Raw genomic sequence first — 19,739 nt, forward strand, 5'->3', positions numbered from 1 at the left:
GCGCGATGCGCTGGAGAACGCACTGCAGGACTCCTTCGACGAACTCGACGAGAACCCCTGGGTGGTGCAGCTCTATGCCCAGGACGAATCGAGCTGGGACAACTACCTGCGCGGGCTGGCCGACTACGTTCGGCCGCGCGCCCAGGACAGCGCCTTCACCGACTTCTACCTGCGCTTCTTCGGCCATCACCTGCGCGCCATCGCCAAGCCCGGCGGCCTGTTCGAGGACACGACGGTGACGCGCCTGCCGTGGCGCGGCCAGGTGCGGCGCGTGCGCATGGTGGTCTACCGGCGTGCGAGCGCGGCGACCGCATCGCGGCGCGGTCAGTCGCCCGAGCAGGCACTGACGACGATCTGCGACCGGCTCGTGGGCGGCCTCGCCAACGCGGGCGTGAAGTCCCGGCGCATGGCGGCGGCCGACATCCACGCCTGGCTGCTGCGCTGGTTCAACCCGCACCCGACGCTGCTCGGCCCCAGGGCCGATGACCGCGAGCGCTTCTACGAGCTGACCCGTTACCCCGAGGAAACCGAGCAAGGCGAGATCGAGCTGGCCAGCGGGGACTTCGCGCACCGCCTGTTCTTCGGCCAGCCGCGCTCGGACATGGCGAACGGCACCTGGGTGTTCGACGGCATGCCGCACCGGGTCATCGTGATGGACCGGCTGCGCATGCCGCCCGCCACCGGCCACGTCACCGGCGAAACCCGCAAGGGCGGCGATGCGGTCAATGCGCTGTTCGACCAGATGCCCGAGGACACGGTGATGTGCCTGACGGTCGTCGCGACGCCGCAGGACGTGCTCGAAGCTCACCTGAACCTCCTGAGCAAGAAGTCGGTCGGCGAGACGCTGGCCTCGGAGCAGACACGCCGCGACGTGCAGGAAGCGCGCGGGCTGATCGGCAGCGCGCACAAGCTGTACCGCGGCGCGCTCGCCTTCTACCTGCGCGGGCGCGACCTGGCGCAGCTCGACGCCCGCGGCCTGCAACTGGTCAACGTCATGCTCAACGCCGGTCTGCAGCCGGTGCGCGAGGAAGACGAGGTGGCGCCGCTGAACAGCTACCTGCGCTGGCTCCCGTGCGTGTTCGATCCGGCGCTGGACAAGCGCCAGTGGTACACGCAACTGATGTTCGCGCAGCACGCCGCGAACCTTGCGCCGGTGTGGGGCCGCAGCCAGGGCACGGGGCATCCGGGCATCACGTTCTTCAACCGCGGCGGCGGGCCGATCACCTTCGATCCCTTGAACCGGCTCGACCGCCAGATGAACGCGCACCTGTTCCTGTTCGGGCCGACCGGCTCTGGCAAGTCGGCAACGCTCAACAACATCTTGAACCAGGTCACGGCCATCTATCGGCCGAGGCTGTTCATCGTGGAGGCTGGCAATAGCTACGGTCTGTTCGGCGACTTCGCCACGCGGCTCGGCCTCAAGGTGCATCGCGTGAAGCTCGCGCCCGGCGCCGGCGTCAGTCTCGCGCCGTTCGCGACGCGCACCGGCTGGTCGATACGCCCAGCCAGGTGCAGACCTTGGATGCCGATGCGCTGGACGAGGACCAGGAGCCCGCAGCGCAGGCGGCGAGCCGCAGCGACGAAGTGGACGAGCAGCGCGACGTGCTCGGCGAGCTGGAAATCACCGCGCGGCTGATGATCACCGGTGGCGAGGACAAGGAAGAAGCGCGCATGACGCGCGCCGACCGCAGCCTGATCCGCCAGTGCATCCTCGACGCGGCGCAGCGCTGCGTGGCCTGGCAGCGCACGGTGCTCACGCGCGACGTGCGCGACGCGCTGCGCGAGCGCGCCCGCGACACCTCGCTGCCCGAGGTGCGGCGCGCGCGCCTGCTGGAGATGGCAGACGCGATGGATATGTTCTGCCAGGGCGTGGACGGCGAGATGTTCGACCGCCCCGGCACGCCCTGGCCCGAGGCCGACATCACCATCGTGGACCTCGCCACCTTCGCGCGGGAGGGCTACAACGCGCAGCTCTCCATCGCCTACATCTCGCTGATCAACACGGTCAACAACATCGCCGAGCGGGATCAATTCCTCGGCCGGCCGATCATCAACGTGACGGACGAGGGCCACATCATCACCAAGAACCCGCTGCTCGCGCCCTACGTCGTGAAGATCACGAAGATGTGGCGCAAGCTCGGCGCCTGGTACTGGCTGGCGACGCAGAACATCGACGACCTGCCCAAGGCCGCCGAGCCCATGCTGAACATGATCGAGTGGTGGATCTGCCTCTCCATGCCACCGGACGAGGTGGAGAAGATCGCGCGCTTCCGCGAACTGAACGCGGCGCAGAAGGCGCTGATGCTGTCGGCCCGCAAGGAGGCCGGCAAGTTCACCGAGGGGGTGATCCTCTCCAAGAGCATGGAAGTGCTGTTCCGTGCGGTGCCGCCCAGCCTCTACCTGGCGCTGGCTCAAACCGAGCCGGAAGAGAAGGCGGAACGCTTCCAGTTGATGCAGCAATACGGCATCGGCGAGCTGGATGCGGCCCTCAAGATCGCCGAGAAGATCGACCGCGCCCGCGGCATCGAATCGCTGGCGCTCGATGCGCTGGCGTGATGGAGAACACCATGCGGATCGCTCGCTTCATTCCATCCCGCTCCGTTGCATTGGTCGCTGTGCTGCTCGTCGTCGCGCTGATCGCGGCGGCCTGGCTCGGCTTGCAGCCACAGATGCCGACGGCCGAACCCGTTTCCCTCTCGGCTGAACCGACCGCCGCACCTGCGCCGGCACCCGCATCCGGCCCGCCATGGCGCTATGGCCGCGACGATGCGCGCTTCACGGTGGTGGAGTACGCCGACCTCGAATGTCCGTTCTGCCGCGCCTACTTCGCGGTGCTCAAGCAGTGGATCGACGCGCACCCCGAGGTGAACTGGCAGTGGCACCACCTGCCGCTGGCAACGCACGAGCCGGCTACGACGGCCAATGCGCGCCTGGTCGAGTGCGTCGGCGAGGCCGGTGGCCCGGCCGCGTTCTGGCAGGCGGTCGAATGGGTCTACGCGCACACCCGCGGCGACGGCCAGGGCCTGCCCGAGGGCCTGGGCTATCCCGGCCTCACCCCGGCCACTCAGCAGTGCCTCGACAGCGACCGCCCCGACACACTGATCCGCGCGCAGTCGGCGAGCGCGGCGCAGGAAGGTATCAAGGTCACGCCCACGCTGCGCCTGCTGGACCGCCAGTCCAGCAAGACGCTGCTGCTGCATGGCCCGGTCGAAGGCGATGCGCTGCTGTCGGCCATCGACCTGCTGGCGGCCGGCGGCATCACCGAGACCGCATCGAAGGAAATGCCTGCCGAGTCCCTCGGCGACATGCCCAGGTAGCCCCGATCTTCAAGGCTACGCCGCGGCCCCGGCCGCGCTGATCGACCCGTTCGCCTCGCATCCTGGACGCGAACAGCCACTGCGCATGCGGTGGCGGATGCCCACTTTTCCACTGCCGTTCTTCATCGTCCCCCGGAGGGTTTGCCCTCCCGGGGCAGGCGTCCTCCGATCTCATCCTGTGGAGGTTCGCCATGTCCTATGCCGTCACCGACTCGCGCCCTGAGTCACTTACCTTGATCGCTTCGCAGCACGAAGACTGGATCATCCACCAAGCCATTACCTTGCTGGAGCAACGCATCTTCAAGGCCGGCCCGATGCTGAACAGTCCGACTACCGTGCGCGACTACCTGCATCTGAAACTTGTTGGGGAACCCAACAAGGTCTTCGCCGTCGTGTTCCTCGACGCCCAACACCAGGTCCTTGCCTACGAGCCGATGTTCAAGGGCACGGTCGATCAGACCTCGGTGTATCCACGGGTCGTGGTGCAGCGCGCCTTGGCCCTTAACGCCTCGGCGGTCATCCTGGCTCATCAACACCCGTCCGGTGTGACCGAGCCATCAAGCGCCGATCGTGCGCTCACCGACCGGCTCAAAGCTACCCTGACGATGGTCGATGTTCGGGTAGTGGATCACTTCATCGTCGGCAAGGGCACACCGTACTCCTTCGCTGAATCCGGCCTGCTGTAGCGTTGCCGACCGTTTGGTCCCCGCGGGAGCCTCGGCTCCCGTTTTCTTTGCATGTCTGCCCAAAGCGGAGTGCGCGCGGTGCGCATTCCTTGTCGCAGCGGACATGCCTTCGGCGTTCGACTAGGGGCCTTGCTCTCATTCCCAGGACGCCCGCCATGACGGCTCCCTTGTTCAATTCCATCCCGCGACTGCGGGCCACGCGCATGGCGTGCGCGGGAGGGCTTGTGCTAGCCCTGTGCGGCCAGGTCGCTTCTGCCGCCGACGTGCTGGTCGTGACCGACAGCCACCATCCCGTGCAGCCCACTGCCGGCGTGCGCGTGATCGAGCTGGACCTGCCAGAGCGCATCGAGGCCGAGCTGGCGGCCGGTCTGCCCAACGACCCCAGCCGCGCGGCCGCGCTCGTGCAGCAGCGCCTGCGCGATGGCGGCCCGGCCTTACAGCACCGCATCGGCAGCGCCTACCAGGGTGTGGCCGATGCTTGGGGGCTGGGCATCGCCGAGGTGCCCGCCGTGGTGGTCGATCGCCGCTACGTGGTCTACGGCGAGCCCGACGTGGCGCGTGCCATGGCCCGCATCGAAGCCCATCGGAGGACGCAGCCATGAAACGCCTGCTGTCGGCATCGTCGCGCCGCGCGCGCCTTGCCATCGCTTCGGTGCTGCTGGGCGGTGCGGCATCGAGCTTCGCTCTGAACACGGCCACCATCGTGTCCTCGGCCCTGTCGCCCGACTGCATCGAGTACCGCGTCGTCGGCATCTGCTACTGGCTGTTCTGCACCACGTTCGGCTGCTCGGTGCGCGCGTCGGTGAAGGTGCGGCACTACGTTCCGGACGCGGTGGTATCGAGCTACAGCAATACCGGGCAGAACCCGTGGGTCGAGGTGCGTGCGATGAGCGCGCCGAACCCGACGGCGCAGGCCGGCGGCGACGGGACGACGAACCACGACAACGAGAACAACCTCGCCAAGTTCAAGAACGCCGATGTCATCGGCCACCCCGGCGGCTACGTGTTCAGCCAGTTCGCGAGTTCCTTCGGCTATTCGTGCGAGGGCGCCGGCACGGCCTTCATGCCGTACCTGCTCAGCACGCTGGACGCCATCGCCTGGCGCTACAACATCCCGGAAGCCTTCTACCCCGAAGCGCTCATTCCCGGCCGGCGCGAAATCGGCACGCGCACCGGCCTGAACCTGTGGGGCAACGTCTACGCGCGCGGGGGCTTCCTGCACCAGACCGACGACCACAAGAGCGGCGCCGTGGTCGCGCAGCGCGCGGGCGACGTCGTGACGCGGCGTAACCAGATCCACGTGTACCAGCCGCTGCTTGCCAGCTCGCGCGACGGCTACTGGCCGGCCGGCGCGCTGATGGAGACCGACGCCTCGACGGGCAAGTGGCAACCGCTGACGCCCACGCTCTCGAACAGTTGCGTGGTTTTCCCGCATAGCGGAAGCCTCACGCAGGCCCAGCAGGGCGACTACGCCTGGGCGCTGTGGCGTCCCTATGCCTGCTGCCAGCGCCGCGGCCAGGTCTTCCTCGGCAGCGTCGATTTCAACTGAGGTGCGCCCATGAAAACGTCCTTCTCCCATCTCGCGCAACGCGCCAAGCCCTACGCGCTCAGCATCGCACTCGCCAGTGCCATCACGGCAGCAGCCGGCGTGGCCTGGGCGCAGACCCGCATCAGCCCGACCGGCGTCGGCGTGAGCGGCAGCGTCATCGGCGACGACGTGCTCTACAGCATCGGCGGCGGCCGGGCCGTGTCCATGGGCGGCGCCGGGAACATGCAGAGCATCGGTGTGGGCATCGGCTGGAACAGCAACCTCATCTGCGGCGACATGAGCATCACGACCACGTTGCAGAACCAGTTGAACGGCATCACCAACGGCTTCCAGCAGATCATGAGCAACGTGATCCAGAGCGCGACCAGCGCCGTGGCCTCGCTGCCGGCGCTGATCATCCAGCGCGCCGATCCGGGCCTCTACAACCTGCTGACCAATGGCGTGCTGCAGGCTCGGCTCGACTTCGACCGCAGCAAGCTGACCTGCAAGGCGATGGCCAACCGGATGGCGGACATGGCCGGTGGCCAGGCTGGGTGGGACCAGCTCGCCGAGGGCTTTGCGCTGCGCGATGCGGTGAGCAGCACCGATGCGGTGTCCGCCGTGGAGCAGGCTGAATCCAACAAGGGCAACAACGGCGTGCCCTGGGTCGGCGGCGGCAACGCAGGTGGCTCGGGCCAGGGTTCGATCAAGGTGGTCGGCGACGTGACCCGCGCCGGCTACAACCTGCTGAACAGCCGCGGCGTCACGGACACCTCGTCCATCCCGCGCGCCTCCTGCGGCAACCGGCTGACCTGCCAAACCTGGTCCTCGCCGCAGGCCGCAGCGGACTTCGCCACGCGCGTGCTCGGCGAGCGCGAGCAACGCACCTGCGAGACCTGCACCAAGACACAGACGACGCCCGGCGTCGGCCTGACGCCGGTGATCCAGGAAGAGTATGAGACCAAGCTGCAGGCGCTGCAGGGCCTCGTGACGGGCTCGACGCCGATGACGGTGGCGAACCTCGAAACCGCCGGCAGCAACTCGCTGCCAATCACGCGCGGCGTGATCGAGGCGCTGCGCGACGAGCCTGATCAAGACCTGCTGGGCAAGCGCCTGGCATCCGAGGCCGCGCTGTCGAGCGTGCTGGAGAAGGCCCTGTTGCTGCAACGCACGCTGCTCACCGGCAAAAAGGAGCCGAACGTCGCCGCCAATGAGCTGGCCGTGAAGGCGGTCGATCAGGAAAACACGGCGTTGGAGCAGGAGATCAACAACCTTAAGACCGAGCTGGAGCTGCGGCGCACGCTGGCCGGCAATTCGGCGATGGCGATCGTGCAGCGGCACGGCACGCGCGCCGCCGGCTCGCGCGGCATCTTCGAGGGCGACACCACGCGCGACCGGCTCAAGGAAGTGCAGAAGCCGAGGAACCCCTGATGGCCGCGCGCGCATGGACCTGGCTGCGGCCTGCCTGGCTGTTCAACCGGCGCGTGGCCCTCGCGCTGCTGTGGGTGCTGGCGGTCGCCGGCATCGCGGCGGGCGTCAACGTCGTCGGCCTGCATGTCGTCGGCAGCATCGACGGCTGGGAGCGGTGGCTGCGCGAGCACTCGGCCCACTTCCTGGTGTGGCGGCTGCTGGTCTACGCGGCGACGGCCTACGGCTGGTGGTGGATGCGTCGGCGCCTGCGCGAGCGCGAGCCGTCGCCCGAGGCGCACCAGCGCCTGCTGCGCGTCGAGATCGCGGCCGTCGTCACCCTCGTGCTGCTCGAAGGCAGCCAACTGCTGCGCAGCGGCTGAACGACTGAGGCGAGGAGCCCGCCATGACCCTCTACACGACCGACTACCTGGAGTATTACCTGACGCTTGTCGGGTGGATCGTCAACAACGGCATCTGGAACATCCTGGTGGCCAGCGGCGTGTTTGCGCTGCCCTTCGTGGTGATCGTCGTGCAGGAGTGGCTGCGCGCACGCGCCGAAGGCGCCGACGAGGGCAACAAGGGCGTGCTGTCCTCGATGCGCATCGAGAACCGCGTGTGGGTGGCGATCGTCGTCATCCTGTTCGCCGGCATCCCCTTCATCCCGGTCGACCTCAGCACGATCCGCTTCGACACTACGCGCTCTGCGCAGTGCCAGGTCAACGTCCCCCAGCCCAACGACACGGGCTGGTCGAACGCCTATACCACGCTCAACAACCAGAGCGCGCTGGTGCCGGTGTGGTGGTTCTTCATGCACGCCATCTCGAAGGCGGTCACGGGCGGCGCGGTGGCGGCGATTCCCTGCGGCACGGACCTGCGGCAGATGCGCATGGACGTGGATGCGACGCGCATCGACGACCCGGTACTGGCTCAGGAGGTCGGCGACTTCGTGCATGACTGCTACGGCCCCTCGCGCGCCAAGCTGTTCATGAGCCGGCCCACGCTCTCCGACAACCAGATGAACGACGTGACCTGGATCGGGTCGAGCTACTTCCTGGACAACGCGGGCTTCTACGACACCTACCATTCCAACACTCCGCGCACGGCCTGGCCCTACGACGCGACGCGCGATGCGGGGCTGGCCCAGGTGGACAGCGGCGGGGGCTACCCGACCTGCCGGCAGTGGTGGTCGGACGGCAACAGCGGCCTGCGCGCCCGCCTGCTGGCCCAGGTCGATCCCGACCTGCTGACGCGCATCGGCCGCTGGGCGGGCTTCCTGTCGCAGGCCGAGGTGAACGACTCGGTGATCCGGGCCGTGGTCTCGCCAAGGCAGCAGAAGATGAACCAGGGCTCGGTCTACACCGACTACGGCGGGCAGATCGAGAAGACGCTGCCCAACATCGTGACGCGCGGCGCCGGCGACCTGGGCATGACGATGGGCTCGCTCGGCTTCTTCCCGGCGATGGACGTGGTGCGCCAGGCGCTGCCGATGGTGCTGTCGCTGCTCAAGATGGCGTTGGTGGTCTGCATCCCGCTGGTGCTGGTCTTCGGCACCTACGAGCTGAAGGCGCTGGTCGCGGTGAGCTGTGTGCAGTTCGCGCTGTTCTTCGTGGACTTCTGGTTCCAGCTCGCGCGCTGGCTCGACTCCACCATCCTCGATGCGCTCTATGGCTGGGGGTTCGGGGCGAACCGGCCGCACAGCAACTTCGATCCGCTGATCGGGTTGAACAACGCCTTCGGGGACATGCTGCTGAACTTCGTGATGGCGACGATGTTCATCGTGCTGCCGACCTTTTGGGTGGCCTCGCTCGGCTGGGTCGGAGTGCGTGCCGGAAACGCGATTCAGGGACTGGCCGCCGGAACGCGCGATGCGCAAGCAGCAGGAGGCAAAGGCGCTGGGGTGGCGCTGAAGGCTGTGAAATAGCTACGTCTGATCGTCGTCGGGATCGTGTGGATCAACCCGCTGATCGTTGGACGTGTAGAGGCCAAATCCGACAGGGCCGTGACGCCACTCGGTCTGCTGCTCTTCGTCGTAGCTGCCATCATCGCTGCGGAGTAGCCAGGCACCTGCCAGCGCGAATGCAAGTAGCAGCGCCAGCCAGAACGCGCTGTAGAGCAGCATAGCCAAGGCCGCGAGTTTGACGACCACCGACACAGCCAGAGCTGCACCAGGAGCCAAACCTCGCGCACACAACCAGCCCTGGGCCTGCCGATCCAAACGCGCACAGCCTCGCCACGCTCGGCCCAACGTGCGGCCGAGGCGTTCTGCGAAGGTGGTCTGTGCGGCGGTCTTCATGGTGCTACCTCATCGTCGTTCTATCGTTTCTCGTGCTGCCTATCAATGTTCAATCCGTTCTCGATTTCTCGACGGGCCTGCCATATCTGTGACCCAGGCGTAGATGATCACCTTCGCCTTCGAGTCATAGCGGAAGAACAGCCCAAACCGCCTTCCGATGGATGCCTGTCGCCAGTGCGCGTGGGCTGCCTCCATCGCGCTGCCCTGACGATATTCAGGGCGTCCCGGCTCGCTTGGCACCCCGTCCAACATCAGCCTACTCAACGCTTCGAGCAGCTTGCCGTTGGCATTCGACCCGCCCGTCGATTGTTCGTTCTTTGCCTCAACTTCTGCGGCCGCTTGGAGCTTCGCCAGTTGACCGACCACGCGATCGTGAAACAGCAAGGTCCAGCCGTGACGTTGCATCAGAGCACCACGTCGCCGTCGAAGTCCTCGTCCAGTGCGGCGGAATGGCCCGCGTGCTCCACGAAGCTGCGTGCCAGTTCATCCGGCAGATCCCGAACATGCTGACGGGACTGGATGTCCCGCTCAAGGAGAGCCAGGAACGCGCCGATGGCGGGGTCTTCGTGCTCAACAGCCGCCCGATGGACGAGCACCTCGCCGTTCTCTCGCAACTCGAAGCCCACTTTGTCGCCAGCCCCGACGCCCAGCGCTTGGCGGATCGCCTTGGGCAAGGTGATCTGTCCCTTGGAGGTGATGGTGGCGATTTCGTGGACGGACGGCATGATGGTTTTCGGCCTCTTGCCCTCATCGTAAGGAATTTTCCTTACCCAAGGAAGCGAACTGCCCTCCAGGCAAGGATTGATTAGATTTTGCTTGAAAAGTAGCCTATGAGGGTATTTTTGGACCAACGGCGTGTCGCGGTCTCGGCGGATGATTGGATTCTGTGGTAATTTTCAACCATGGATGCAAATTCGCGTCATCAAGTAATCAAGCGCCTGCAGACGGGACTACCTCGCGGCGCACCGTTCGACCTAACCACCCTGGCACCGCTCGGGGTGTCGGCCCAGCTCGCCGCGCGCTACGCCGAAGGTGGCTGGCTCGTGCGTCTGGCACATGGGGTCTATGCGTTCCCGAACGACGATTTCGGGGTGTACGGCGCGTTGAAGTTCCTGCAACAGCGAGTGCCTGGCCTGCACGTCGGCGGCAAGAGCGCCCTGGCGCTGCAAGGCGTGCGACACAACCTGGGCAGCCGCGACACGCTGGTGCTCTGGGGCGATGCCCGCTTCGCGCTGCCCGACTGGTTCACTTCGCGCTTTCCGGCGCGCTACGTTCACGCCAACCTATTCGACTGGCCTGACGACGTGCTGGTCAGCAAGACCGTGACCACGCCTCCGGGTCTGCCGGAGGGGCTGCGCGTGTCGGCGCCCGAGCGCGCCGTGCTGGAACTGCTATCCGAAGTCGGCACCAAGCAAAGCCTCGAAGAGGCTCGCAACCTCTTCGACGGGTTGCGCTCGCCGCGCAAGGAACTGCTGGGCCAACTGTTGGGCTGCTGCAAGAGCGTGAAGACGGTGCGGCTTTTCCTTACCTGGGCGCGGGAGACTGGCCTGGTGGACGCGGACGATCTACTGGCGCGGTATCCGCTGCGCACCGGCAGCGACAAGCGCTGGATGAGCCGGCTACCCGACGGAACTTTGTTGAGTCTGAACCCGCATGGATAAGAGCTACGCCGACACCGTTCGCCTGTTGCTGGCCGTCGCACCGGCGGTCTTCGCCAATGACATCTTCGCGATGAAGGGCGGCACGGCGATCAACCTGTTCGTGCAGGACATGCCCCGCCTGTCGGTCGACATTGACGTGGTGTACCGGCCCTGGCAGGTTCAGCGTGACGAAGCCCTGGCAGCGATCAACGGCGAGTTGGCTGCCATCTCGCAGCGTGTGGCGCCGCTGGGCATCCAGACGCGCTTGGTGCGCAGCAAGGATCTCGGCGACACCAAGCTGATCGTCGAGAACGACACCAGCCAGGTCAAGATCGAGGTGAACGTCGTCTTCCGCGGCACGGTGCTCCCGGTTGAACGAAAGCCGTTGAGCGCCAAGACGGGCGATCTGTTCGGTGTCGAATTCGAGGCACCGATCCTGGCACGCGACGAGCTGTATGCCAGCAAGTTGGTGGCGGCCCTGGACCGACAACACCCACGTGACCTGTTCGACGTCTGGCAGCTCTACAAGTCTGGCGGCCTCAGCGATGGCATGGTCGAGTGCTTCGTGATCTACCTCGCCGGCCATAACCGGCCGCCGCATGAAGTGCTGTTCGGCAATGACAAGGACATCGCGGCTGAGTACGAGCGCGCTTTCGTCGGCATGACCGAAGTGGAGTGCTCGCTGGACACGCTGCTTGCCGCTCGTGCACAGATGCGGCAGGAACTGCCTCGTCGCCTGACAGTGGGGCACAAACAGTTCCTGAGCGGGCTGGTACGCGCCGAGCCCGACTGGTCGCTGGTGCAGTGCCCGCACGCGGCCGAACTGCCCGCCTTGCGCTGGAAGCTCGCCAATCTGGAAGCGTTTCGCAAACGGCGTCCGGCCGACTTCGCAGCGCAGGCCGATGCCCTTGATGCGGGGCTGGGTCAGACTTGATGGCGAATGCGCTGGTCATCGACGACTGTGTGAGGGCGGCGGGCAGCGCGTCAGTCTTCGGCGATGTTTCCACGGCGGCTGAAGTCAGACCGTTTGATGAAGAGCACCAACGGTTGTTGCGCGCCATGGCGCTGCGGAACTGAGTCGCACCTCATGGACTACGCGCAACTTCGCTCGCTGCTGGAGCCGCTCATCACGGGGCTGAAAGATGCAGGCACGCATTCCATGCTGCCGACGCTTTGCGAAGAGTTGGGACTACCTGCCCCAACCGCCGATGGTTCCAAACGCGAGCGCATGGTTTCCAGCTTCGAAGCAGCAGGGGACGCCGACCTGCCTGCGGTTGCGCGCAAGCTGCTGGTGCGCCACCCGCCCAACGCCACCACGCGCAACCAGATCCAGGACATCCTTTGGAGCGACAGTGTGTGCCCGCCGATCCCGAAGCGGTATCGGCGCGAGGTAGCGCGGCGGCTCAATGGCGAAGAGTTGTATGGGGATGCTCGCAGGTTCGACGAGCTGCTTGAGCGGTTGTGGATCTTGGATTCCGATGACTGGATGCACCTACTGGGCGGAAAGCCCACGGGATTGCGTGCTGAAATTCAGCAGCACGTCCATCGCAACCCCGAGGATTGGCCGGCAGAAACGCTGTTTGACCAACTGGGAGCCTATGACGCGTCTGACCGACGCTTTGCACTGTTTCTGGAAGGCTTGGCTTCGGCGGACGTTCGACCCGACGAGACGGCGCAACACCACTTCGTCGGTTGCGTCAACGAGTCGCTGCGCAGTTGCGGCATCGAACTGCGCGAGACGGGTTCGGAGGGCGGCTACCCGGTCTTCTCTATGGTCTCGCTGCACGCAGCGGCCAGAGGCCGGCCGAAGAATCTCATCTTCGCCTCGCCCGACAAGCCCGATCTGCGTTTCCGTGATGCGCTGGACAACGACATAGAGATCGTCACCAACGCGGACAAAGTGCTTGTCTATGACCGGCCCATCGGAAACGACGGGCTGCGCTGGAACGACCTGCAACAGTGGTGGAGCGATACAGAGCAGATCGCCGATGCCACGCAGGCCAAACGTTCGCTGTACACGCGCCTGAAAGCCAGCTTGCCGCGCAACTCCCCGCCGCAATCCGTGCTATTCGATGCCTTCTTCGAGGGGTTCCGCAGTGCCGTGCCGAACCTGCCAGCGCTGCTACCGGAAGTATGGCTGCACTGGGACCCGCGCACGGTCAAAGAGCGAGGGCCGGACGCGCTGCTGCGCTTTCGGATGGACTTCCTTCTACTGCTTCCGCAGGGTGTGCGGGTCGTCATCGAGGTCGACGGTAAACACCACTATGCGGACTCCGCAGGCAGCGCCGATGTGCAGCGCTACGCGCAGATGGTGCAGGCCGACCGCGAACTCAAACTCGCCGGCTATGAAGTCTTTCGTTTTGGGGCAGCAGAGCTGCAGGCACCCACAGCCAAGGCGGATGTGAAGGCTTTCTTCGAATCGCTGTTCAAACGCTATGGCGTTTTAACGCACTGAGAGACCTGGCCTGCCTTAGACGCCGCCAAATCCCCAGGAGAGCACTGTGCAGGACGACAAAGACAACGCAGCAGCGGACATCGACCTTCTCGCCAACATGAAGTCACCATCCGACTTCGCCGGACAGCAGCTTTTTATCCAGGGCGACGACTGGCACAGCAACGCAATGCTGGGTTGGACCCACTTCCCTTGGGACATCTACGCCGCGGGCTACAAGGATGCAGCGGACGCCCTGGTTGGGGCGTTGGCCGAGCGCAAGGCGTCCCTCGACAGCGTGGTCTACCCGCTGGTGTTCCTGTATCGCCAAGGACTGGAACTCCAACTGAAATTGATCCTGCCGCTGGCCCGTCGCTTGGCGGGCAAGGAAGCAGTGGCTGATCACCAGCACGGCTTGATGCCGCTGTGGAACGAACTGCGCCGGCATCTCCAACAGCTTGATCCTCGCAAGGACGACAAGGAGCTGCCGGCCCTTGAGGATTTCATCCGCCAACTCGATACCGTCGATCCCGGCTCCTTCGCGTTCCGGTATCCCACGACGAAGAAGGGCGAGGTGTCCCTCCCGGAGCTGCGGCACGTCAACGTCAGGCACCTTTCGGAGGTCATGGACAGCGTGTTCATGCTGCTGGGCGGCATCTATTCCTGGCTGGGCGAGATGGAACAGAACGACGGCTACTACTGAGAGATCACTGAAGCCATTTCAGCCGTCATGGCCAACTGGGCCAGCTTGCAGTGGGCGCGCACGTGCTCGCACCTTGTCGGGATAGCGCCGTGTCGCATTGATCGTGGCACGGCACCGTTGCTGCCCCTATACCCAAAGGCTTCGTAAAGGCCAAAGGGCTGGGGAAGGGGCAAGGGAATGGGGCCAAGGGGAATGGCCCTACCCGAAAAGGCCAAAAGGCTCCCCCGACCGGCCACCGTCCGGGGTCCGCCATGCTCTCGCTGTTCCAACGAAAACGGCCATCGCCAACCTCCGGCGCCGGGCCGACAACCACACCTCCCACCGCTCCCGGCAAAGGGCTGATGCGGCCGGAACCGGCCGCATCGCTGCTGGCGACACCGCGCCGGCAGCGGCTGCTGGAGCACATCTGGCAACGCACCTCGCTATCGCGCCGGCAGTTCGCCACGCTGTACCTGGCGCCGCTGGAGCGCTACGCCGAGTTGGTCCAGCAGTTCCCGGCCTCCGAGTCGCATCACCATGCCTACCCGGGCGGCATGCTGGACCACGGCCTGGAGATCGTCGCCTACGCCCTGAAGCTGCGGCAATCGCACCTGCTGCCCGCCGGCACCACACCGGAGGCGCAAGCCGCCCAGGCCGAGGCCTGGACGGCCGGAACCGCCTATGCCGCGCTGCTGCACGACGTCGGCAAGGTCGCTGTAGACCTGCACGTCGAATACGCGGACGGCACGGTCTGGCACCCCTGGCACGGGCCGCTGCGGCAGCCATACCGCTTCCGCTATCGCAAGGACCGCGAGTACCGGCTGCACAGTGCCGCCACCGGGCTGCTCTACGCCCGGCTGCTCGATCCGGGCATCTTCGACTGGCTCGCCGGCTACCCCGATCTGTGGGCTGCGCTCCTGTACGTACTGGCTGGCCAGTACGAGCACGCCGGCACGCTCGGCGAGCTGGTTGTGCAGGCCGACCAGGCCTCGGTCGCCCAGGAACTCGGTGGCGATCCCAGCAAGGCGCTGGCCGCGCCGAAACACGCACTCCAACGCAAGCTGCTCGATGGCCTGCGCTTCCTGCTGCGCGAGGAATTCAAGCTGAACCAGCCCCAGGCTTCGGACGGCTGGCTGACTCAGGATGCACTCTGGCTGGTGAGCAAGACCGTCTCGGACAAACTGCGCGCGCATCTGCTGCAGCAGGGCATCGACGGCATCCCGGCCAGCAACACGGCGGTGTTCAACGTGCTGCAGGACCACGGCATCGCCTTGCCCACGGCGGACGGCAAGGCGATCTGGAAGGCCACGGTAGCGAGCGATGCCGGCTGGTCGCACAGCTTCACCTTCCTGAAGCTGTCGCCCGCGCTGATCTGGGAGGCGGCAGAGCGACCCGCGCCGTTCGCCGGCCAAGTGCAGGTCGAGCAGGAGCAAGGAGACGCGGCGCAGCAGGTTCCCGCAGCGCCCGGCGCAGCGGCACGCGGGGAGCCAGAGCCTGCACCGAGCACCGCGCCGCCGGTCACGCCCTTGATGACGGCAGCGGCGGCGGACAACGGCGTCGGTGCGCTGCTCGATCTGCTGGACATGGCGCCTGCCGCGCCGGCACCGCTCCCGATGCCGCCCGAGCCCTTCGCCGATGCGCAGGCCGGCGCCGAAGGTGATTCCCCGGCCAGCGCGGTGGCGACACCGCCGCCGGTACCGCCAGCCTCGGCACGTCGGCCACGGGCCGAGCCCTCCAGCGAAGACTTCATGGCCTGGCTGACCCAGGGCGTGCGCTCGCACAAGCTCATCATCAACGACGCCAAGGCCCTGGTGCATACCGTCGCCGGCACGGCCTACCTGGTCAGCCCTGGCGTGTTCCAGCGGTACGCCCAGGAGCATCCACAGGTGGCGAGCATCGCCCGACAGGAGAAGCTGGAAGCGTGGCAGTGGGTGCAGAAGCGCTTCGAGAAACTGGCGGCGCACCGCAAGCAGGCGAGCGGCCTGAACATCTGGACCTGCGACGTAGCCGGCCCGCGCAAATCGCGGCGGCTGCACGGCTACCTGCTGGCGAAACCCGAGGCGCTATTCGGGGAAGTGCCACCCGATAACCCCTACCTGCGTCTCGCCAACGAGGCCCCACAGCGCGAAAATCCCACAATTCAAAACGACAACGATAACGACGAGCAGGGATAGGTTGGCGGCCCAAGCCCCGGCCGGCTTCAGTCCTCTGACTTGGAGGGAGCCGGTTCGGCCAGCTTGGCTTCGGTCAGGGCCATCAGGTGGGCGGAACTGCATTTCAGCGCACGGGCAATTCTGAGGATCATGGGGAGCGCAGGCGTGTGCTCGCCACGCTCGATCTTGCCCATATGGGACCGTTCGATGCCGGCAATGTGAGCCAGCGTTTCCTGGGCGATGCCCTGGTCGGTTCTCACTTCGCGAACGGCAGCTCCAAACGCGATGGCGGGTTCGGCTTCGTAGGTGGTGGCTCCGGTGGGTCGGCCTCTTTGGATCGGACGTTTTTGCATTAGCAAAAGCGTCGACGATGGACTCGCTATAAACCACGTTAAACTTAACTCACAGATGCGATTGCACGTTTGATGCTTTCGCCATGAGTTTTCTGCCCTGGGAAGGAGCTGGACGTGCCATCAAACGATGCCGCCGCCGCAATCCGGGTCGCCGTGCTCGGCGAGTGGGTGCCTTCACAGCTTGCCGACGTGCTGGCGTTGCAGCGTGCCGAAGAGCCTGAAACTGCTACCGCGCTGGTCGAATCCGGTGCCACTGCGCCAGCGGGTGAATCGATGCGGGATAGCTTCGACTTCGCGCTGTCGCCGGCGGCCATGCAGTGGCCGGGTTGGGTGTGCGAACCGTTGTGGCATGACATGCTCGCAGTTGCCGTCGCCAAGCGCTCCCATCTCTTGGTCTACCGCGAAGTGCCATGCCACGAACTGCTGAAGCAGCCAATCATCAGCGCACAGTCGTCCGCTGAAGAATTGTGGCATGCCGAGGTCCATCGGCTATTCGAGGATGGACCACAGGCCCTTGAGCAGACGGTTGGCACCTTCGACATGGCGATGACGCTCGTTGCCGCAGGCTACGGCATCACCATCGCGCCCGCCACGCGGTTGGCCGGCTACCAGTCGCGAGGCATCGCGGTACGACCACTGGCCGGCGCTCCGATGGTGATCATGGCCTACTTGCTGCACCCCTGTGCGGCCCTGACCGAGCCCCAGGAACGATTCGCGCGTCGCGCTCGCTCCGTATCCTGACGCAGGCGCAGGGACCGCGTGCCGCTACGCCACGTGCTGCGGCGACCACTCGCTTTCCTTCACGGTCGTGCTTACGGCCATGATCAGCTTGTCGAGGTTGGTGGTGGTGACGCTTTCCAGGGCGGAGCGGCCACGCAGCGTTGCGCGCGGCTGCAGGAGCGCGCGGTAGATCTGCCAGGGGTCGGCGCCGCGGCTCAGCTTGAGCACCGCCTGAATCAACGCGTGCCTGACCGGATCAAGATGCCAGTCGGGGACGCGCTGACCGCGGTTGCCCAGGTTCAACGCCAACAGGTTGCCGGCTTTGATTTCGTAGCTGATCCACCGCCGCGACTTGCCGGCCATCTTTGCGTACTCCGCGACCGGCAGGTTGTGCGCGGCCTCGAAGACGTCGACCAGTGCCATCCGCTCGCGCTGGATGTCGGACAGCGGTTCCTCCATGACGGAGCGCGGCAACGGCACTGCCGGCAGCCGATGCGTCTCGGCCGACACCAGTGGCATCGCGTCTCCCGGCTTCGTCACGATCAGGATCGGCGCGGGCACGGCCGCAGGCTTGCGAGACTCGTTGGCGGCGGCCTCGTCCGCAGAGACGACGGGAACGCCCTCCAAGTGAATCGTGAGCGGCACGCTTGCAGCTTCGACCAGGTTCTGCTCGAACAGGTCGAGACGATCGGCCCAGTCCTGCATCATGCGCCGCCGCTGCTCCACGTACTCGGCGTGGTTGTAGGTCGCGCTGACCTTGTTGGGATCGACGTGCGAGAGTTGCGCGTCCACCCATACCTTCGGGTAGCCGATCTCGTTGAGCGCGGTGGACATGGTGCCGCGGATGCCGTGCCCGGTCAGCATGTCGCGATAGCCCAGGCGCTTGAGCGCGCTGTTGAGGGTGTTCTCGCTCATGCGCTTCTTCATCTCGCTGTCGTGCCGGAACAGGAAATGCTGGGCCGGCTTGAACTGCTCCAGCATGTGGCGGACGATTTCCATTGCCTGCACCGACAGCGGCACGATGTAGGGCGGAATGTCCTTGGGAAGCTGACGCTTCCTGCGCATGTCGACCTGGAGTTGCTTCACCACCTCGGGTGGGATGATCCAGAGACCGCGATCAAGGTCGAATTGATCGGGCGTCGCAAGACGCAGTTCGCCGGTGCGCACGCCGGTCAAGAGCAGCAAGCGCAAGCCAAGCTGGGTCTGCAACCGCCCCCTGTACTTGCGCAGCCGCTGCAACAGCTTCGGCAGGTCGGCCATGCGCAGGAACGGGTTGTGGTTCACCGGAGGCAGCGGCAGCGCCACCACGTCGAGGTCGGACGCCGGGTTCTGCTCCAGGTCCGGCACGATCACGAGCGCGTAGCGGAAGAGTTGGTTGAACCAGGTACGGACTTTCTCGGCAACGGACAGCGCCTTGCGCTTCTCGATCTTGGCGATGACCTCCAGCAGGTCAGGCCGCTTGATGTCGTAGATCGAGCGCTTGCCCAGCACCGGCAGCACGTCCTTGGCGAACACGCGCGGCAGGATCGAGAGCGTGGTCTGCCGCCCCTTCTTGAGACTGAGTTCGCGGTGGGACAGCCACTTCTTGTAGATCGCGTCGAAGGTGTGTTCGCCAGCCAGTTTGGCCGCGGCGCGCTTTTGCTTGCGGTGCCGGTGCGGATTGATGTCCTTGGCGACCAGGGCGCGCGCTTCATCGCGCAGGGAACGCGCGTCGCGCAGCGACACTTCTGGGTAGTTGCCCAGCGACATCCGCTGCTGCTTTCCAAGCCAGTAGTAGCGGAAGTGCCAGCTTTTGTTGCCTGCGGGGGAGACGGCCAGGGAGAGACCGTCGATGTCGGGAAGGGTGTACGCCTTTCCGGTGGCCTTGGCTTGCCTGACCACCAAGTCTGAGAGTGCCATGCGCTTGCTCCTGAACGAGTCAGGAAGCAGATGCTGTTCATCTCAGCCGCGCCCCTCCATCAACAATCCGGCAGCCGCACAACCCTCAAAAAGGACTTGTTTGTGGACTTAAAAGTCCTGGCTGTCGGCGGATCGCTGCGGACTTCACTGGAACATCGAGGGCGAAAAAAATCGTTCCGGAACAACGACTTACAACGCTCCTTGGATTTCCCTGGAAGTCCTCAGAATGATGCAGTGGAGCGGGACGGTATTTCCACAACGAAGGGTTCAATCCATTGCAGTTGTTTTGGATGCCTTTGCGCCGCTATCGGGATCGACAGAGGAAGGTGCCCATCACCTTGGGCATGCTCGCGAAGTCCGTTGAACTGAAGCGCTGGGATGCCGCCCGCATCGAGTCCGCCGGACCGAGGGAGACCGCCGCTCCACGCGCATGAGGCCGACGGCCGCGAGGCGTGGGTGTTCAGTGCAGAAGATCGGCCAGCCGCGCCAGCGCATGCCGCACGGTGGCCGCACGCACGGCCGCCCGGTCGCCCGCGAAGCGCACCATTTCGCTGTGGGTCTGCCCCGCCACCGACCAGCCGAACCACACCGTCCCCACCGGCTTGTCCGCGCTCCCGCCCCCGGGCC

General features: G+C 65.7%; 20 protein-coding genes and 1 pseudogene. 15 read left to right on the forward strand and 6 right to left on the reverse strand.

The annotated features are described in order from the left end of the window. The 8 genes and pseudogenes from AC27IQ_RS08545 to AC27IQ_RS08580 all read left to right on the forward strand — a co-directional run. Nucleotides 1-2,556, forward strand: a pseudogene (locus AC27IQ_RS08545) (conjugative transfer ATPase); the annotation flags it as partial. A gap of 11 nt (nt 2,557-2,567) precedes the next feature. Then, entirely contained in the window at nt 2,568-3,317 is a 750-nt protein-coding gene (locus AC27IQ_RS08550; RefSeq protein ID WP_487089199.1) for a DsbA family protein, read from the forward strand. A 191-nt stretch (nt 3,318-3,508) separates the two neighbouring features. Then, nucleotides 3,509-4,003: a RadC family protein gene (radC, locus tag AC27IQ_RS08555; RefSeq protein WP_487089200.1), complete on the forward strand. Its 495-nt coding sequence runs from the start codon at nt 3,509-3,511 to the stop codon at nt 4,001-4,003. 155 nt (nt 4,004-4,158) lie between these two features. Then, nucleotides 4,159-4,605, forward strand: a complete 447-nt coding sequence (locus AC27IQ_RS08560) for a TIGR03757 family integrating conjugative element protein (RefSeq protein ID WP_487089201.1) — start codon at nt 4,159-4,161, stop codon at nt 4,603-4,605. Next, nucleotides 4,602-5,552: a TIGR03756 family integrating conjugative element protein gene (locus tag AC27IQ_RS08565; protein WP_487089202.1), complete on the forward strand. Its 951-nt coding sequence runs from the start codon at nt 4,602-4,604 to the stop codon at nt 5,550-5,552. The genes AC27IQ_RS08560 and AC27IQ_RS08565 overlap by 4 nt, the downstream gene beginning before the upstream one ends. Before the next feature lie 9 nt (nt 5,553-5,561). Next, complete coding sequence (locus AC27IQ_RS08570) at nt 5,562-6,962, forward strand: integrating conjugative element protein (RefSeq protein ID WP_487089203.1); 1,401 nt, start codon at nt 5,562-5,564, stop codon at nt 6,960-6,962. Next, on the forward strand, nt 6,962-7,321 hold the full coding sequence (locus AC27IQ_RS08575) for a hypothetical protein (protein WP_487089204.1): 360 nt from the start codon (nt 6,962-6,964) through the stop codon (nt 7,319-7,321). The genes AC27IQ_RS08570 and AC27IQ_RS08575 overlap by 1 nt, the downstream gene beginning before the upstream one ends. Nucleotides 7,322-7,344: 23 nt before the next feature. After that, nucleotides 7,345-8,862 (forward strand): conjugal transfer protein TraG N-terminal domain-containing protein, encoded by a 1,518-nt coding sequence (locus AC27IQ_RS08580; RefSeq protein ID WP_487089205.1) that lies wholly within the window; start codon nt 7,345-7,347, stop codon nt 8,860-8,862. Here the strand turns inward: AC27IQ_RS08580 and AC27IQ_RS08585 are convergent, their stop codons facing one another. The 3 genes from AC27IQ_RS08585 to AC27IQ_RS08595 are packed head-to-tail and all read right to left on the reverse strand — an operon-like array spanning nt 8,863 to nt 9,959. Further along, entirely contained in the window at nt 8,863-9,234 is a 372-nt protein-coding gene (locus tag AC27IQ_RS08585; protein WP_487089206.1) for a DUF3742 family protein, read from the reverse strand. Nucleotides 9,235-9,276: 42 nt separating this feature from the next. Then, entirely contained in the window at nt 9,277-9,639 is a 363-nt protein-coding gene (locus tag AC27IQ_RS08590; protein WP_487089207.1) for a type II toxin-antitoxin system YhaV family toxin, read from the reverse strand. Continuing rightward, nucleotides 9,639-9,959: a type II toxin-antitoxin system PrlF family antitoxin gene (locus AC27IQ_RS08595; protein ID WP_487089208.1), complete on the reverse strand. Its 321-nt coding sequence runs from the start codon at nt 9,957-9,959 to the stop codon at nt 9,639-9,641. Before AC27IQ_RS08595 ends, AC27IQ_RS08590 begins: the two co-directional genes overlap by 1 nt. Before the next feature lie 177 nt (nt 9,960-10,136). Between AC27IQ_RS08595 and AC27IQ_RS08600 the strand changes: the two genes are divergently transcribed. From AC27IQ_RS08600 to mobH, 6 genes are all read left to right on the forward strand, one after another. Next, a complete protein-coding gene (locus tag AC27IQ_RS08600) occupies nt 10,137-10,895 on the forward strand; it encodes a type IV toxin-antitoxin system AbiEi family antitoxin domain-containing protein (RefSeq protein WP_487089209.1) in 759 nt (252 codons plus the stop codon). Then, complete coding sequence (locus tag AC27IQ_RS08605; protein ID WP_487089210.1) at nt 10,888-11,808, forward strand: nucleotidyl transferase AbiEii/AbiGii toxin family protein; 921 nt, start codon at nt 10,888-10,890, stop codon at nt 11,806-11,808. The genes AC27IQ_RS08600 and AC27IQ_RS08605 overlap by 8 nt, the downstream gene beginning before the upstream one ends. Continuing rightward, on the forward strand, nt 11,808-11,951 hold the full coding sequence (locus AC27IQ_RS08610) for a hypothetical protein (protein WP_487089211.1): 144 nt from the start codon (nt 11,808-11,810) through the stop codon (nt 11,949-11,951). The genes AC27IQ_RS08605 and AC27IQ_RS08610 overlap by 1 nt, the downstream gene beginning before the upstream one ends. Nucleotides 11,952-11,961: 10 nt before the next feature. Next, nucleotides 11,962-13,329 carry an AbiJ-related protein gene (locus tag AC27IQ_RS08615; protein ID WP_487089212.1) on the forward strand — a complete coding sequence of 456 codons (1,368 nt, stop codon included), beginning with the start codon at nt 11,962-11,964 and terminating at the stop codon, nt 13,327-13,329. A 46-nt stretch (nt 13,330-13,375) separates the two neighbouring features. Next, the gene (locus AC27IQ_RS08620; RefSeq protein WP_487089213.1) at nt 13,376-14,008 is read left to right on the forward strand and encodes a hypothetical protein; all 633 of its coding nucleotides are present in this window, start codon (nt 13,376-13,378) and stop codon (nt 14,006-14,008) included. Between the two features lie 251 nt (nt 14,009-14,259). Then, nucleotides 14,260-16,161 (forward strand): MobH family relaxase, encoded by a 1,902-nt coding sequence (mobH, locus tag AC27IQ_RS08625; RefSeq protein ID WP_487089214.1) that lies wholly within the window; start codon nt 14,260-14,262, stop codon nt 16,159-16,161. 26 nt (nt 16,162-16,187) lie between these two features. Here the strand turns inward: mobH and AC27IQ_RS08630 are convergent, their stop codons facing one another. After that, nucleotides 16,188-16,493: a helix-turn-helix domain-containing protein gene (locus AC27IQ_RS08630; protein WP_487089215.1), complete on the reverse strand. Its 306-nt coding sequence runs from the start codon at nt 16,491-16,493 to the stop codon at nt 16,188-16,190. Between the two features lie 114 nt (nt 16,494-16,607). Here AC27IQ_RS08630 and AC27IQ_RS08635 point away from each other — a divergent pair, with 114 nt between their 5' ends. Continuing rightward, entirely contained in the window at nt 16,608-17,234 is a 627-nt protein-coding gene (locus tag AC27IQ_RS08635; protein WP_487089216.1) for a LysR substrate-binding domain-containing protein, read from the forward strand. A 24-nt stretch (nt 17,235-17,258) separates the two neighbouring features. Here the strand turns inward: AC27IQ_RS08635 and AC27IQ_RS08640 are convergent, their stop codons facing one another. Beyond that, the gene (locus tag AC27IQ_RS08640) at nt 17,259-19,112 is read right to left on the reverse strand and encodes a tyrosine-type recombinase/integrase (RefSeq protein WP_487089217.1); all 1,854 of its coding nucleotides are present in this window, start codon (nt 19,110-19,112) and stop codon (nt 17,259-17,261) included. Between the two features lie 460 nt (nt 19,113-19,572). Next, on the reverse strand, nt 19,573-19,739 hold a 167-nt coding region (locus tag AC27IQ_RS08645), incomplete at its 5' end, for a CinA family protein (protein WP_487089218.1).

It is taken from the genome of Acidovorax sp. KPB24-07, from assembly GCF_057543315.1.